This is a genomic window from Humibacillus xanthopallidus (assembly GCF_006716675.1).
GTDB classification, from domain to species: domain Bacteria; phylum Actinomycetota; class Actinomycetes; order Actinomycetales; family Dermatophilaceae; genus Humibacillus; species Humibacillus xanthopallidus_B.
Genome location: NZ_VFPM01000001.1, coordinates 1,314,140 through 1,327,691, shown reverse-complemented (window position 1 = coordinate 1,327,691; position 13,552 = coordinate 1,314,140). Strand labels below are relative to the sequence as shown.

The following is a 13,552-nucleotide window of genomic DNA, read 5'->3' as shown; positions in this document are numbered from 1 at the left end:
CACTCGACTCAACCCCTCACGTCGAGTGCCCAGTTTCAGACGGGCAGCCGCCGCCCCGTTGCTGGGCCGCTCGCTTCTCGGTGATCAGGTGAGCGAGCGGCTGCGACCGCGGAACTCGGCGATCACCTGACCGTCCGCCTCGCGTCTGACCGTGACGTCGGTCAGCCCGCTGCGGCCGTATGCCGTGCGCACCCGAGCGTCCGCGACGAGCACGTCGCCGAGACGGCTCGGAGCCGTGAAGGCGATGTCGGCACCGGCCGCCACCGTGAGCCGCCCCTGCGAGTTGCAGGCCAGCGCGAAGCACGAGTCGGCCAGGGTGAAGACGTAGCCACCGTGGGTGATGGCGTGCCCGTTGACCATGTCGTCGCGGACCCTCATGCGCACGACGGCGTGGTCGGTCTCGATGACCACCGCCTCCATGCCCAGGGCTCGGGAGGCCTCGTCGTCGGCCCACATCTGCCGCGCGAACGCGAGACCTTCTGCCTCCCGCCCTCCCGGCGTCCCTCCGGTCGAGGTGATGTCGCCACCGGCGTGGGCCCCGGCATCACCTCGAATCGGCGGTCCGAGGGTGTCAGCAACGGCGGAGGGGGTCTCGTCGCTCATGCGAGGCTGCCGTCGGACAGGGCCGGGCTCGGCCGGTAGCGCCCGCCCGGGAACGCCGCATCGAGCTCGGCGATCTGCGCGGCGACGACGTCGAAGCCGATCTCGCGTCCCCACTCGATGGGTCCGCGCGGGTAGCGCACGCCCAGCCGCATCGCGATGTCGACGTCCTCGGCGCTCGCCTCGCCGCGGTGCACGAGGTCGACCGCCTCGTTGACAAGCATCGCGAGCGTCCGAGCGAGAGGGTCGGTCGCCACCGGACCCCCGACGAGTCGCTCGGCCAGCGCGAGGTCGGGCTCGGCGCCCTCGACGGTGCCGTCGGCGGCATACGTGTAGACGCCCGAGCCCGTCTTCCGACCGAGCGTGCCGGCCTCGACGAGGCGACGCTGGAAGTCCGTCGGGGCATACCGCTCGTCGCGGTCGGTCTGCTCCCAGACCGAAGTGCCGACGGCGAGGTTGACGTCCTGGCCGATGAAGTCGGTCAGCTCGAACGGGCCCATCGGGAAGCCGCCGCGCTCGCGCAGCACCCAGTCGACGGTCGCGGGGTCGGCGACCCCGGCCTCGACGAGCCGCTGCGCCTCCCCGTAGAAGGGCCGCGCGACACGGTTGACGATGAAGCCCGGCGTCGAAGCGCACCGCACCGGTGTCTTGCCCCACGCCCGCATGAGGGCCGTGACGTGCTCGACGTAGGCAGGCGAGGTGAGCTCACCGTGGACGACCTCGACGAGCTCCATGACGGGCGGAGGGTTGAAGAAGTGCAGGCCCAGCACCCGCTCGGGATCGATGACGTCCCGGGCGATGGCGTCGATGTCGATGCTCGAGGTGTTCGTCGCGAGCACGGTGTTGGCCGGCTGTCGCTCGGAGAGGTCGGCGAAGAGCAGCCGCTTGATGCGGAGGTCCTCGGGAACCGCCTCGATGACGAGGCCGCACTCGGGCAGGGTGTGGATCGACTCCGACGCCACCAGTCGGCCGAGGGTCGCGTCGGCGTCCGCACGACTCAGGCGGCCCTTGCCCACGAGCCGGTCGAGCGAGCTGCTGATCCGCTCGCGAGCGTCGGCCGCGACGCCGATGACCGGGTCGGCGAGCACCACGCGGTGACCGGCCCCGGCCGCGACCTGCGCGATGCCCGAGCCCATCGCCCCCGCCCCGATGACGGCGACGGTCGCGAAGATGCCCTCGTCGTCCTCGCTGCGCCGGTGCGTCGGTTGCTGGCCGGCCTCAGTGACGTCGCTGTCCATGGCTGACATCCTGCCCGGTCGCGAGGCCCGCGTGCCCCCGGGGCGGAGGGGACGGCATACGGACGCCTGACATCTGGCTAGCATCGATGGGTGACTGCCACGGCAACGACGCCCACCCACCCCCTGCTCGCCGCGCACGCCGGTGTCCTCGACGAGATCCGTCAGGCGCTGACGACGCGCTCCTACTACTCGCGCTACCCCGAGTCGCCGAGCCCCCGCGTCTACGGCGAGAGTGCCGCCGCCGAGGGGCTCGCCGCGCACGAGGCGCACCTCGGGCAGCCGTATGCCGCCCTGCTGGGTCAGCCGACCGACGGCACCTTCGTGGGCAGCGAGGTCTCGCCCTACGGGCCCGAGCTCGGCGTGACCTATCCCGCGCTCGACCTCGATGCCGGCCTCGAGGCGGCCCGTCACGCGATCCCTGCGTGGCGCGACGCGGGGCCGCAGGTGCGCGCCGCCGTCTGCGTCGAGATCATCGACCGGATCAACCGGCGCAGCTTCGAGATCGCCAATGCCGTCATGCACACGTCGGGCCAGCCCTTCGTCATGTCGTTCCAGGCGGGTGGCCCCCACGCTCAGGACCGGGCGATCGAGGCCGTGGCCGCGGGGCTCGTCGAGCAGGAGCGCGTGCCGTCGAGCGTCCTGTGGGAGAAGCCCGGCAAGGACCGCGAGGGCAAGCCGGCGCCGCTGCGCATGCAGAAGGACTACCGCATCGTGCCGCGGGGCATCGCGCTCGTCATCGGCTGCAACACCTTCCCGACGTGGAACGCCTACCCGGGCATCTTCGCGTCGCTCGTCACGGGCAACCCCGTCGTCGTCAAGCCGCACCCTCGGGCCGTGCTGCCGCTCGCCATCTCGGTCGAGATCGCCCGCACCGTCCTCGAGGAGGCCGGCTTCGACCCGGCGCTCGTGCAGCTCGCGGCCGAGGGTGACGGCCAGGGACTCGCCAAGACCCTCGCCGAGCGCGACGAGGTCGCCATCATCGACTACACCGGCGGCCCGAGCTTCGGCGGCTGGCTCGAGCAGGCGGGCGCGGCAGCCGGCAAGCTCGTCTTCACCGAGAAGGCCGGCATCAACACGATCGTCGTCGACTCGACCGACGACCTGCGCGGCACGCTCGGCAACCTCGCCTTCTCGCTCGCTCTCTACTCGGGCCAGATGTGCACCGCTCCGCAGAACATCTACGTCCCCGAGGGCGGCGTCGACACCGACGAGGGCCACCTGTCCTTCGACGAGTTCGGCGAGCGGCTCGCCGGGGCCATCGGCCGCCTGACCGGCGACGACGCCAAGGCCGTCGAGCTGCTCGGCGCCACCGTCAACGACCAGGTGCGCACCAACGCCGACTCGCTGGCCGCCATCGCGGGCGAGGCCGGCGGCCGCGTCGTGCTCGACTCCCGCCGGATCACCCACCCGACGTGGGCCGACGCCGTCGTGCGTGCGCCGGGGCTCGTCGCGCTGGACGTCACGCGTGAGGACGTCTACACGCAGGAGTGCTTCGGCCCGGTCGGCTTCCTCATCCGCACGGCCTCGACCGAGCAGTCGCTCGCGCAGCTCGCCGACACGATCCGCGAGCACGGCGCCATGACGGCCGCCGTCTACTCGACGAGCGAGGACGTGCTCGACGCGGCGCGTCAGGCGGCTGCCGCGGGTGGCGTCGCCCTGTCGGAGAACCTCACGGGCCAGGTCTTCGTCAACCAGACGGCCGCCTTCTCCGACTACCACGGCACGGGGGCCAACCCCGCGGCGAACGCCGCCTACACCGACGCCGCCTTCGTCGCCGGCCGCTTCAGGGTCATCACGTCACGACGTCACGTCTGATGCCGGGGCAGACCGAGGCGCTCGACCTCGACGTTGCACACCGAAAAGGGTTGCAGCGCAAGGTCATCCGTACGCTCATCACGTCACAGATCCTGTCGGGTCTCGGCATGGCGAGCGGGCTGGCCGTCGGGGCGCTGCTCGCCGAGGATCTCTCGGGGACTGAGTCGCTCGCCGGACTCGGCACGACGTTCCAGGTGCTCGGCGGGGCGCTCATCGCCATCCCCGTCGCGCGCGTCATGGCGGCACGAGGGCGCCGGCCGGGTCTGCAGCTCGGGCTCGCGCTGGCGCTCGTCGGCTCCGCGCTCGTCGTCACCGCGGCCGTCGCCCGCAGCTTCCCGCTGCTGCTCCTGGGCATGCTCCTCTTCGGCGGCGGCACGAGCGCCAACAGCCAGTCGCGGTATGCCGCAGCCGACCTCGCGCTGCCGCAGCACCGCGGGCGTGACCTCTCGGTCGTCGTCTGGGCGACGACGATCGGCTCGGTGCTCGGCCCCAACCTCGTCGGCCCCGGTCAGGCCTTCGCCCGCGCACTAGGCCTGCCCGAGCTGGCCGGCTCCTTCGTCTTCTCCCTCGCCGGGTTCGCCCTTGCGCTCCTCGTCATCAACCGGCTCCTGCGGCCGGACCCGCTGCTCACGGCGCGGGCGCTCGAGCGAGCGGACCGGGCAGCCCCGGCCGGACGGCATACGGCACCGTCGCCGGCGCGCAGCGTCGTCACGACACCGCGCACGCACGCGGCTGACGACGGGGCGACGCTCGAGCCGCTCGACGGGGTCGGCCCGGCCGAGCTCGGCGACGGCGACGAGGACCACGACGGCTCGCTGACCCGCGGCCTGCGCGTCGTGCGGTCCAACAGCCGCGCCCGACTCGGCGTGCTGACGATCGCGCTCGGCCACGTCGTCATGGTCTCCGTCATGGTGATGACGCCCATCCACATGAGCCACGGCCACGCCGACCTGCAGGTCATCGGCTTCGTCATCTCGGTCCACATCCTCGGCATGTTCGCCTTCTCGCCGCTCATCGGGTGGGCGGTCGACCGGTGGGGTGGACCGGTGATCGCCGCCACCGGTGGCGCGGTGCTGACGCTCGCGTCGGTGCTCGCGTCGCAGTCGATGACGGGGTGGTCGCCGCTGCTGCTCATCGCGCTGCTGCTGCTCGGGGTCGGGTGGTCCTGCACGCTCATCTCCGGCTCGACGATGCTGACCTCGGCCGTGACAGCGCAGGAGCGACCGGCGACCCAGGGACTGTCGGAGGTCTTCATGGGGCTGGCCGGCGCGGGTGGGGGCCTGCTCGCCGGTGTCGTCGTCGACCGGCTCGGCTACGGCACCCTCGCGATGGGCGCCGCTGTGGTCGGGGTCGCGGTCGTCGTGCTCGTCGCGATCACGGCTCCGCGCTCGCCGTCGCGCTCGGCGCCGCGCTGACGAGGACGGGCGGCGGCTACCCGGCGAGGAGGAAGAGGACGAAGCCGAGGAGCGGCAGGGTGCCCTGGGTCAGGGCGGCGCGCCGGTAGTGGCGGCCCGAGGCCAGCAGCACCGTCGCCGCTGCGACCATCGATCCGGTGGCGAAGAGCACGAGCGTGCGACCCGCGGTCTCGTGCCCCGTCCACCACAGCACGAGCCCGAGGCCCGCGCCGAGGGCGAGGAAGAGGTTGTAGAAGCCCTGGTTGTAGGCCATCGGGCGGGTCACGTCTGCGGTCGCCTGGTCGGCGACGCTGAAGCGCTTCCACACCTCGGGACGGGACCACGCGATGCTCTCCATCCAGAAGATGTAGACGTGCAGCAGTGCAGCCAGCCCGACGAAGACGCTCGCGACGACACTCATGGCCGGATCGTAGGCCCACCCGCTCGCCTCATCGAGTGACCGCGCCGCCCCGCCTGCCCGGTCAGCCAGGCGTGACGGGGACGCCACTCGAGGTGGTGAAGGCCGGGCAGGCTGTGAGGGGAGGCCACTCGAGGTGGTGGGGGGCGCGGGTCAGGCGGTGATGCGCAGGGTGGAGGTGCGGTCGGGTCGCACGATGACCTCGATGCGGTCGGCGACCCGTGACTTCAGCTCGGTGACGTGGCTGACGATGCCGACCGTGCGGCCGCCCTCGCGCAGGCCCTCGAGGGTGTGCATGACGTCGTCGAGCACGTCAGGGTCGAGGGTGCCGAAGCCCTCGTCGACGAAGAGGGTGCCGAGGTCGACACCGCCCGACTCGGCCCGCACGACCTCGGCCAGGGCGAGCGCGAGCGACAGGGAGACGTAGAAGGTCTCGCCACCGGAGAGGGTGCCGACGTCACGCACCTGGTTGGTGTGCAGGTCGTGGACGCGCACACCCAGACCCGACTTGGCGTTGCCCTTCTTGGCGTCGGTGTGCTCGAGGGTGTAGCGGCCGCCGGAGAAGCGCGCGAGCTCGGCGTTGGCGGCCGACAGCACCTCGGTGAATCGCCGGATGAGGACGTACTTGACGAGGTCGAGGTTGAGCTGGTTGTCGCCGTTGCCGGAGACGAGCTGACCGACCCGCACGGCGTCGGCCGTCGCCGCGATGACATCGGCGTTGCGGGCCAGTGCTTCGTGGATCTCGGCGACGTGACGCTTGGTGCGGGTCACCTGGCTGCGCAGGCTGCCGTGCTCGTTGGTCGCGGCCTCCATCTCCTTCTTCGCGGCCTTCTCGAGCTCGGTCATCTGGTCGATGTCGTCGAAGAGCGCGTCGAGCTGCACGTCAGCCAGCTCTGGACCGGTGAGACCCGCCCGCACCTGGGTGCAGGCCGTCTCGAAGTCGGCGATCTCCTTCTCACGCAGCTTGATCCACTCGAGGGAGCGGTCGGCTGCCAGCCACTCGGCGACGTCGTCGAAGCCGGCCGCCGCGAGGTCGGCATCGCGCGCCAGCTCGTCCTCGGCCACGGCAGCGGCCGCGACCTCGCGCTGCCCGATCGCGTCGATGAGGGCGTCGATGCTGGTCGCGGTGGCGGCCAGCTCCGTGCGCCGGTCGGCCACGGTGTCATGGCCGTCGCGCGCCTCGTCGACCGTCGTGCGCTCGCGCTCGATGCGCTCCTCGAGGTCGGCGACGGCCTGCTCGAGTCGGGCGACGGCGGTCTCGAGCCCCCCTCGGCGCTTCGTCAGCGTGTCGAGGGTCGACCGGAGCTCGCCGAGCCGGGCCTCACCCCGCGTGACGTCGCTGCCCGCGCGAACGGACGACTCGAGGGCGACGGCAGCGGCCTCGGCTCGCTCGCGGGCGGCCTCGAGCGAGAGGCCCCCCGCCGTCGCGGCGAGAGCGCTCACCTCGGCGCGCAGCGCTGCGAGCTCATCGACCCTACGCGCGGACGCGTCACGGAGCGACTCGACCCGCTGCTCCTCTGCCTGCACGCGCTCGGGGGTGATGGCACCGGGCGTCGGCGTCGCGGGCGACGGGTGCTCGAGCGACCCGCAGACGGGGCACGGCTCGCCCTCTGCTAGGGCCAGGCCGAGCTCACCGGCGATGTCGTCGATGCGGGCTTGGCGCAGCCTGGCGAGGTCGAGCTCGGCTGCGCGCACGGCCTCGAGGGCCTGCGCCGTCGCCCGCTCGAGCGTGGGCACCCGGGCCAGCGCGAGGTCGTGCGCGACGGCCGCCTCGAGCACCGTCTTGGCCCGGGTCGCCTCTGCCGCGCGGCTCTCGAGCTGTGCGTGCAGCCCGCGGGCCTCGGTCAGGGCGCGCTCGTGCGCGGCGATCGCGTCGGGCAGTGCAGCGAGCTCGAGGCCGGTGGACGCGAGGTCAGCGCGCGACCGCTCGAGCTCTGCCTGCTGGCGCGCCGCCTCGGCCACGCGCCCGGCCAGCGCCGACTCGAGCGTGATCGCCCCGGCGAGGGAGCCGATGACCTCGCGCGTGTGCGTGGCGCTCGCCCGCAGGGTCTCGAGCGTCGCGTCGCGCAGGCTCTCGTCGACGCGAGCCCGGGCAACCTTGAGCGCGCCCTCGGCCCGCTTGAGCGCGCCCTCGGACATCGCCAGCGTGCGCACGGCACCGACGACCGGCTTGGCCTGGCGCGCGCGCTCGACCTCGGCGCGCAGCTCGGAGAAGTGCACGGCGCGCTTGCCGAGCGTCTCGTCCTCGCGCTGGAGGGCGAGCAGCCGCTCGCGGCGCTGCATGCGCAGCCGGGCGTCTCCCACCATCTCGGCCATCTGGCGGTGGGCGTCGATCGCCTCACGGCTGCGCTTGCCGGCGTGCCGTTCGCGCGTGGCGAGCTCGTCGACGACCTGGGCCAGCTCTCCGGCCAGCAGCTCGGGGGCCGAGCGGCTCAGCTCGACGAGCGCGTCGCGGCGGTCGGTCTCGAGCCCGGCCGAGACGGCAAAGGCCTGCACGGCCATACGGATCTCGTCGACTGCCGACTGACGTCGCGCCTGCGCGGCGCGCCCGGCCTCGACGATCTCGTCTTGGACCCGGCGGAAGAAGGCGGTGCCGAAGACCTTCTCGAGCAGCTTGCCCTTGTCTTCGGACCTGGCGCGCAGGAACGTCGCGAACTCGCCCTGCGGCAGGATGACGGTCTGCACGAACTGGTCGCGCGTGAGCCCGACGGCTCGGGTGATCTCGTCGTCGCAGTCGCCGATCGAGGTCGAGAGCAACTCGCCGCCGAGGAGGTCGTCGGGGGTCGCGACCCGCCAGAGCTTGATCGTGGGCTGGGCCACGGTGGTGCCGGCTCCGCGCGACTTGGGACGCTCGAAGCGGGGCGTGCGCTGGACGCGGTAGATGCCCGACTGGGTCTCGAAGACGAGGGTCACGACGGGAACCGTGCGCGGGTCGGCGTGGTGGGAGTGGATGCGCTCGACGTCGGCGGACGCCTGCGCCACCTTGCCGTAGAGCGCGAACGTGATGGCGTCGATGATCGTCGACTTGCCCGACCCGGTGGGCCCCTCGAGCAGGAAGAGGCCGGCCCGGCCGATGGCGGAGAAGTCGATGCGCTCGGTGCCGGCGTACGGCCCGATGGCGGTCATCTCGAGGTGGTGCAGCTGCATGGTCAGGCCACCTCCTGCGACTCGGCGAGGTGCTGTGCCGTGATCGCGGCCTCGTATCCCGCCTCGAAGACGTCGACCTCGCCCTCGCTCGCCACGGTCTTGGTGACGTAGGCGATGAAGTCGCTGCCGAGCTCGCGCGGGTCGCGCTCGCTGACGACGGTCGTGCCGCCCCGGCCGCGGTCGATGGCTGCCTCGGGCTCGTGGAAGACCTGGAGAGCATGTGGGAAACGCGACCGGACCCGGTCCATGAGCGAGTCCGGTCGCACCCGGTCGGTGACGGTGACCCGCACCCAGGACGCCTCGGCGGCGGAGTGCTCCGGCGACTCGAGCAGCTCGTCGAGCCGGCCCCGCAGGGTGGCCATCGGGCGCGGCTGCTCGATCGCGACGGGCGAGACGACGACCGGGCCCTCAGCCGGCAGGTCGACGAGCAGCACGACCTTGGTGTGGTCCTGCTCCGAGAACGAGTAGCGCAGGGGTGACCCGCTGTAGCGGACCACCGAGCCCTCGGCCGACTCGGGTGCCTGCGGCCCGTGCAGGTGCCCGAGCGCGGCGTAGTCGATGCCGGCGAAGACCGTGCCGGCGACCCGGTCGACCCCACCGACCATGATCGAGCGCTCGGAGTCGCTCGGCTCGGCCCCGGCGACGAAGGCGTGGGCGAGCACGACGCTGCGCAGACCGTCACGCGCGGCGAGGTCGGCCCGGATGAGCTCGCACGCCGCCCCGACGACGGCCTGGTGCGAGCGCGGCAGCGCGCCACCGGAGCCGGCCAGCGCAACTCGCGCGTGGTCGGGGTCGAGGTAGGGGATGCCGTAGATCGCCGCCCGCACCCCGTCGCTGCCGTCGAGCAGGAGGGGCAGGTCGAGGGCGCCGAGGTCGGTGATCATGCGGATGCGGTCGCGGAAGAGGGCAGAGCCGTAGCCGAGGCGTATCGCCGAGTCGTGGTTGCCTGAGGTGACGACCACCGTCGTCACGGCCGAGAGCCGCGAGAGCGTCCACTCGAAGAGCTGCACCGACTCGACCGGCGGCACGCCGCGGTCGTAGACGTCGCCTGCGACGAGGACGGCATCGATGGGGATGCCGTCAGGCGGGTCCTCGACGAGCTCGCAGATGCGGTCGAGCACAGCAGACTGCGCCTCGTGGAGGTTCACGCCGTGAAGCGTGCGCCCGAGGTGCCAGTCGGAGGTGTGGAGCAACCGCATGCCTCGACGGTAGGACCCCGCGCCGACAGGACCCCACGCGACACCCCGGCTCACGGCATACCGCGCTCACGGCCCACCGGGCTGGGGAGCTCCGGGGCTCAGCGGTACGTCGTCGCCTTGACGATCTGCTGCGTGTAGATGTCGGGCGTCTGGGGCACGCCGTAGTACTCCCACGTCTGCGTGGCGGTGTCGTACACCGCCACCATGGAGCCATACGCGGACACGTCGACGGTGAGGTTGCCCGTCCTGAACTTGCCGTCGGGCGAGTAGTCGAAGAGCGGCCCCAGGGCGAGCCGGTCGTAGGCGTAGCGGTCGGTCTCCCAGCGACACGGCGTCACGCCGTCGCACTGGACGTTGCTGATCTCGGACCACGGCGTGCCGTTCGGGTCGAACTGGTACTGGGCGAAGCACGGCGTCATGCGCGACGAGCCGTGCTCGACCTGGATCATCAGCCGACGCCCGGCGGGCTGGCTCACCGTGTAGTTGTCTGCGTTGACGAAGATGTCGACGAGCTGCGTCTCCGTCGGCGTCGGGATGGTCGCCCACTGCTCGTTCTCGTCCAGGTACTGGAGCTGCCCGTCCATGAGCTGGGCATACGTGCCGGCGCAGCTCACCTGGCCCGAGACGGTGACGCCGCCGAGGCGGTTCACCAGGGCCCGGTCTGCCGTGATCCAGTCGCCACCCGTGGCGCCGGTGGCCGGTGCGGCCGCCAGCAGGGCCAGTGCCGCTGCCGCCATCGTGGCCAGGATCCTGCGTCGTGTCCTCATCGCCATCACACTCCAGACGAGTCGGCGGGCGCCGTCGGCTGCGGCGCGTGGGCCGGCCCTCACTCCCATCCTCGGCAGGCCCGGGCGAGCCACAAGTGCCGATGGTCCTGCGACAGACGCACCGAGCGGCGCGCGCCACCACCCCGGTATGCCGTGAGCCCGCCTTCCGCGTGGAAGGCGGGCTCACGGCATACCGGAGTGGGGAGGTTTGCTCAGTCCGGGCGCTTGATGAAGCCGAGGAGGAGCGACACGAAGGTGATGATGAGCGAGCCCCAGATGGCGTCCCAGAAGAACTCGTCGACGTGGAACGCGAGGTTGAACTGGCCCGCCAGCCACGACGTGAGCTGGAGCATCGCGGCGTTGAGGATGAAGATGAACAACCCCAGCGTCAAGATGATGAAGGGGAGCGAGAGCAGGGCGGCGATGGGCCGCACCAGGGCGTTGACGAGACCGAAGATGAGGGCGACGATCGCGACCGTCCAGAAGGTCGAGCTCGTCGACTGGCCGGTGCCGAAGGTGATGCCCGGGACGGCCCACGCGGCCACCCAGAGGGCGATGCCGTTGATGACGGTCTGGATCGCGAAGTTGACGAGCATGCGCTCAGTCTTCCACGGGGGCCGAGGCACCCTCGGGGAGCCCGGGGTGCTCGTCGCCGGGGATGCGCGGCTGGAACATCCGGTTGAGGCGCAGCAGGTCGGGCTCGACGACCTTGAGCGTGCCGACCGCGTCTGCGACGGGCACGCGCCCGATCTGGCCGTTGATGAGCGCGACCATCTGGCCCCAGTCGCTGTCGATGGCGGCCTCGACGGCCGCCACGCCGAAGCGCGTGCCGAGGACCCGGTCGAAGGCGACGGGCGAGCCGCCCCGCTGGATGTGGCCGAGGGCCGTCATGCGGCTCTCGATGCCGGTGCGGCCCTGGATCTCGCGGGCGAGGATCGAGCCGATGCCGCCGAGGATCTGGTGACCGTACTTGTCGATCTCGGGGGCGGGGATCTCCATCGTCCCCTCTTTGGGCGTCGCACCCTCGGCGACGACGACGATCGTCGCGAAGCGGCCCTTCTTGTGGCGGTCGACGATGCGTGCGCAGACCTCCTCGACGTCGAAGGGCTCCTCCGGCACGAGCGTGATCGCCGCGCCACCGGCAAGGCCGGACCAGATGGCGATGTGCCCGACGTGGCGGCCCATGACCTCGACGACGAGCACGCGGTGGTGGCTCTCCGCGGTCGTGTGGAGGCGGTCGATGGCGTCGGTGCAGATCTGCACGGCGGTCTGGAAGCCGAACGTCATCTCCGTCAGGCTGATGTCGTTGTCGATCGTCTTCGGCACGCCGATGACGGGGAAGCCCTCCTGGTGGAGGCGGCTGACGACGCTCATCGAGCCCTCGCCGCCGACACCGATGATGGCGTCGAGGCCGTGGCGGTCGTAGGCCTTGCGCACGAGCTTGAGGCCGTTCTCGTGGGCGAAGGGCTGGTCGCGGCTCGTGCCGAGGATGGTTCCGCCGAGGGGGAGGATGCCACGGCAGCGGTCGACGTCGAGGAGCTCGTAGTCGTTGTCCATGACGCCCCGCCACGCGTTGCGGAAGCCGATCACGGTGCTGTCGTAGGTGACTTCGGCGGCGCGGGTGGCGCCACGGATGACGGCGTTGAGACCGGGACAGTCCCCGCCCCCGGTGAGAATGCCGATGCGCATGGAGTGGACTTTCGTCTGTGTGGGCAAGAAGAAGATGTCGACGCGGCGCTGGTTCGACGCTGTGAGCCTAGCCACACTCGGGGTCCGGCGTCAGGACGGCGTCCATGGGGCGGGCGTCGCCGTGGACACCCCCTCTAGAGTTCGGGTATGAGCGACGCCGCCGAGAGTGTGACCGAGAGTGCACCGCCGAGGGAGGTCCACGGAGCCCCCGAGGCAGCCGTCCGCCTGCGCGAGGTGCTCGGGCAGATGCCCGACTACAAGCCGGGCAAGGCGGCGGCGGCACCTGCGGGCGTCACGGCCTTCAAGGTGTCGTCCAACGAGAACCCCTACGGTCCGCTGCCGTCGGTGCTCGCTGCCATCGGTGACGGCGCGACGACGATCAACCGCTACCCCGACATGGCGGTGACCGCCCTGACGCAGCGCCTCGCCAAGGCGCTCGACGTGCCGCCGGAGTGCATCGCGACGGGCACGGGGTCGGTCGCCGTCCTCGCCCAGATCGTCACCGCCGCCTGCGACGCCGGCGACGAGGTCGTCTTCGCGTGGCGCTCCTTCGAGGCCTACCCCATCGTCACGCAGCTCGCCGGGGCCAAGCCCGTCATGGTGGGTCTCGACGCCGAGGCGCGCCACCGTCTCGACGCGATGTTCGCGGCGATCACCGACCGCACCCGGGTCATCCTCGTCTGCACGCCCAACAACCCCACCGGACCGTGCGCCGGGCAGGCCGAGCTCGAGGCCTTCCTCGACAAGGTGCCGAGCGACGTCATCGTCGTCGTCGACGAGGCCTACGTGGAGTTCGTCCGCGACCCGGAGGCGGTGCGCGGCCTCGAGGTGTGGCGCCACCGCCCCAACGTCGTCGTCCTGCGCACCTTCTCCAAGGCCTACGGTCTCGCGGGCCTCCGGGTGGGATATGCGGTCGCGCACCCTCCCGTGGCGGCCGCCCTCCGCAAGACGGCCACGCCGTTCGGCGTCAACTCCCTCGCGCAGGTCGCGGCCATCGCGTCGCTCGATGCCTTCGACGAGCTGTCGGAGCGCGTGGACTCCCTCGTCGCGGAGCGCGATCGGGTCGTGCAGGCTCTGGCCGACCAGGGGTGGAAGCTGCCCCGTTCCGACGCGAACTTCGTGTGGTTCCCGCTGGGCAGCGACTCCACCGCCTTCTCCGAGGCGTGCCAGGAGGCCGGACTCATGGTGCGGCAGTACGGCGACGACGGCGTCCGCGTGACCATCGGTGAGGCGGAGGCGAACTCACGCCTCATCGAGGTCGCCGCAGCCTTCGGCCCGCGCTGAC

At 71.8% G+C, this 13,552-nt stretch carries 11 protein-coding genes; 3 read left to right on the top strand and 8 right to left on the bottom strand.

The genetic code is table 11. From position 1 onward, the window contains the following. Positions 1-84: 84 nt before the first annotated feature. Entirely contained in the window at positions 85-603 is a 519-nt protein-coding gene (paaI, locus tag FBY41_RS05705; RefSeq protein ID WP_185748906.1) for a hydroxyphenylacetyl-CoA thioesterase PaaI, read from the bottom strand. After that, positions 600-1,838 carry a 3-hydroxyacyl-CoA dehydrogenase NAD-binding domain-containing protein gene (locus FBY41_RS05700; protein WP_141842367.1) on the bottom strand — a complete coding sequence of 413 codons (1,239 nt, stop codon included), beginning with the start codon at positions 1,836-1,838 and terminating at the stop codon, positions 600-602. The genes paaI and FBY41_RS05700 overlap by 4 nt, the downstream gene beginning before the upstream one ends. A 90-nt stretch (positions 1,839-1,928) precedes the next feature. Between FBY41_RS05700 and paaN the strand changes: the two genes are divergently transcribed. Both paaN and FBY41_RS05690 read left to right on the top strand, forming a co-directional pair. Further along, complete coding sequence (gene paaN, locus FBY41_RS05695) at positions 1,929-3,653, top strand: phenylacetic acid degradation protein PaaN (protein ID WP_141842366.1); 1,725 nt, start codon at positions 1,929-1,931, stop codon at positions 3,651-3,653. Beyond that, the gene (locus FBY41_RS05690; RefSeq protein WP_141842365.1) at positions 3,653-5,068 is read left to right on the top strand and encodes an MFS transporter; all 1,416 of its coding nucleotides are present in this window, start codon (positions 3,653-3,655) and stop codon (positions 5,066-5,068) included. Before paaN ends, FBY41_RS05690 begins: the two co-directional genes overlap by 1 nt. Before the next feature lie 16 nt (positions 5,069-5,084). Here the strand turns inward: FBY41_RS05690 and FBY41_RS05685 are convergent, their stop codons facing one another. From FBY41_RS05685 to FBY41_RS05660, 6 genes are all read right to left on the bottom strand, one after another. Further along, entirely contained in the window at positions 5,085-5,468 is a 384-nt protein-coding gene (locus tag FBY41_RS05685) for a DUF1304 domain-containing protein (RefSeq protein WP_141842364.1), read from the bottom strand. Between the two features lie 150 nt (positions 5,469-5,618). Then, the gene (locus FBY41_RS05680; protein WP_141842363.1) at positions 5,619-8,612 is read right to left on the bottom strand and encodes an AAA family ATPase; all 2,994 of its coding nucleotides are present in this window, start codon (positions 8,610-8,612) and stop codon (positions 5,619-5,621) included. A 2-nt stretch (positions 8,613-8,614) separates the two neighbouring features. Continuing rightward, entirely contained in the window at positions 8,615-9,811 is a 1,197-nt protein-coding gene (locus FBY41_RS05675) for an exonuclease SbcCD subunit D (RefSeq protein ID WP_141842362.1), read from the bottom strand. 98 nt (positions 9,812-9,909) lie between these two features. Continuing rightward, on the bottom strand, positions 9,910-10,578 hold the full coding sequence (locus FBY41_RS05670; protein WP_141842361.1) for a hypothetical protein: 669 nt from the start codon (positions 10,576-10,578) through the stop codon (positions 9,910-9,912). A gap of 212 nt (positions 10,579-10,790) precedes the next feature. Next, the gene (locus tag FBY41_RS05665) at positions 10,791-11,174 is read right to left on the bottom strand and encodes a phage holin family protein (protein ID WP_141842360.1); all 384 of its coding nucleotides are present in this window, start codon (positions 11,172-11,174) and stop codon (positions 10,791-10,793) included. A 4-nt stretch (positions 11,175-11,178) separates the two neighbouring features. After that, positions 11,179-12,267, bottom strand: coding sequence for a 6-phosphofructokinase (locus FBY41_RS05660; protein ID WP_141842359.1), 1,089 nt, complete (start codon positions 12,265-12,267; stop codon positions 11,179-11,181). 147 nt (positions 12,268-12,414) lie between these two features. Here FBY41_RS05660 and hisC point away from each other — a divergent pair, with 147 nt between their 5' ends. Next, positions 12,415-13,551: a histidinol-phosphate transaminase gene (gene hisC / locus FBY41_RS05655; protein ID WP_141842358.1), complete on the top strand. Its 1,137-nt coding sequence runs from the start codon at positions 12,415-12,417 to the stop codon at positions 13,549-13,551. Position 13,552 lies beyond the last annotated feature (1 nt).